The organism is Vibrio ouci (genome assembly GCF_004551525.1).
GTDB lineage: Bacteria > Pseudomonadota > Gammaproteobacteria > Enterobacterales > Vibrionaceae > Vibrio > Vibrio ouci.
In genome coordinates this window covers 1-1,954 of the sequence record NZ_SATR01000144.1, presented here as the reverse complement: position 1 = coordinate 1,954, position 1,954 = coordinate 1, and the positions used below count along the sequence as shown (strand labels likewise).

The 1,954-nt window shown below is 42.5% G+C and carries 2 protein-coding genes and 1 pseudogene; all 3 read left to right on the top strand.

Going from position 1 to position 1,954, the window contains the following annotated elements; genetic code table 11:
* The first annotated feature begins 369 nt into the window (after positions 1–369).
* Positions 370–552, top strand: a pseudogene (locus ELS82_RS27725) (hypothetical protein).
* 55 nt (positions 553–607) lie between these two features.
* A complete protein-coding gene (locus ELS82_RS24480; RefSeq protein WP_167489527.1) occupies positions 608–1,066 on the top strand; it encodes a GNAT family N-acetyltransferase in 459 nt (152 codons plus the stop codon).
* A gap of 313 nt (positions 1,067–1,379) precedes the next feature.
* Positions 1,380–1,592: a hypothetical protein gene (locus ELS82_RS26525; RefSeq protein ID WP_167489525.1), complete on the top strand. Its 213-nt coding sequence runs from the start codon at positions 1,380–1,382 to the stop codon at positions 1,590–1,592.
* Positions 1,593–1,954 lie beyond the last annotated feature (362 nt).

The following is a 1,954-nucleotide window of genomic DNA, read 5'->3' as shown; positions in this document are numbered from 1 at the left end:
GGCGTTATGTTTACTTGTAATTCAAAGGCTTAAATGTCTTAGGCTCTAGTTCTTTGTCCCTTTGGCAATTCGTCCCTAGTAGACTCAGCAAATCAGTATTGTCGCTCTAAGTCCTTGGATCTCTCACACCGTAAAACATGCCAATGTTCGAGGGTTGCTTTATTGTCAGGTCGTGGCGGTCGGTTGTCTGTATAACTGGCTTAAAGTCGCTTTAGGATTCTTAGCCAATTAGCATTTTGGCTTGGCAGTTGCCTCGGCAATTCAGCATTGTTTTKCGCTTTGGTTGGAAAGAAAGGGCGCTTGTTGTTACTTGGTCGGGTTGCCTCATTGGGCAGGGAAGTGGAATTGCTCGTTTCTGGTTGGTCGCCTTTGGCGGTCAAGTTGGTTATAGCCTTGTGGTTTGCTTCAGAAAACTAGTCAGAAATAGTAGTTCTTTCTCAAGTAAATCATGTGTTTGTGGTAAAACATAACAAACAATTTAAGCAGATTCGTAACGCTTGGCACTTTTGGTTTGAATCAGCTTTAGTGATTAGGGCACAATATTCTGGTTAAGTGGTAGCGTTACTCACTACTTAATTGGGCGTTATGTGCTTTGGTGGAAATCAATATGGAAATCACAATCAGGCGTATCGAAACAGAAAGCATTGACGACAGAAATATATTCGAGACTTTGTTTAGGGAGTACCTATCTGGATTCTCAGTTGAGCTAGATCTCTCAGTAATTGCTCAGCTATTTGCGTTGCCTTATTTCCACGGATTTATCAGTTTTGTCGACAATAAGCCTGCCGGTTTTGCAGTTTGCTTTGAATCGTTCTCAACTTATCGTGCGCAAAGAGTGATGAATATCCATGACTTTATGGTGTCGGACAACTTTCGTGGTAAAGGTGTGGGCAAAGCGCAACTGAATGGTATCGAACGGTATTGTCGTGATAATGATTACCTCAAAATCACACTAGAGGTCGGTGATGATAATGTTGCAGCTAAAAAGCTCTACAGCTCATTGGACTACGAAGATTACAGAGTAGTTTTGACAGGGCAGCAACATTGGCAAAAGTACCTCAATTAGCACGCACATAACAAACTGTTCAAGAGGGATTCGCAACGCGTGGCATTTTCACTATGCGTTGGTTTAAGTGATTAAGGTGTATGCGGCGGCTTTTGTATTGCGTTGCTCACCCCTTAACAGGGCGTTAGTCGCCAGAAAAAGCTAGCAATCAAAATCATGTTTTTGAGCTTAAAATTTGGCAGTTGTTTGTTTGGTATAAAGATTCATCGTTGATGGTCAAAACTCAGTTTCAACTGTTTAAAGTCCACAGTTTTGCAAGTGTCCTAGCGGTTGTTTAGTTCTTTGGTGCTGACAGAGCAGGGCAATCGAGAATTTGTTTTTGGTTGCAACTCTGCTCGGTGAGTTTGTTGGTACAAAAGCTTATTTACTTGCTGAAAGGGCGTTTTCTCTGGTGTTGTTAGTTCCACGTGGTTTCAGTGACTTTGTTGAAAGTCCGCACTGTGAGATTGGTTTTCCAAAAGCGCTTTTTGGTGTTGCCAGTCCGTTTTCTGCGGCGCTGTTTTTTCTAAGTGGTTTCATTGACTAGCCGCTTTGAGACTACGCCTGACTTAAGTGCATCAAAACACATAAAGTTTGTTGTTTGCAAAGTTTAGTTCGGCTTAAAATTGTCGCTCGGTGCCTCGCGACTAACAAACTGCTCAAGAGGGATTCGCAACGCGTGGCATTTTTACTATGCGTTGAATTTAGTGATTAAGGTGGTATGCGGCGGCTTAGGTATTGCGTTGCTCACCCCTTAGCAGGGCGTTATACAATACTCAGAAGGGTTACGAATTGATATTCCATTATCAAACACTTATTGCGGCCTCAATAGGTTTCATCGGTGTCATCATCTCTATTTTGGCAAATGGCTGGTTGGCTAGACGTCAGCGAGAAAAAGATCTTAGGCAT

What these genes read in the sequence shown, in the direction of transcription:
- ELS82_RS24480 (WP_167489527.1), top strand. Translation starts at nt 608, where the DNA reads ATGGAAATCACAATCAGGCGTATCGAAACAGAAAGCATTGACGACAGA.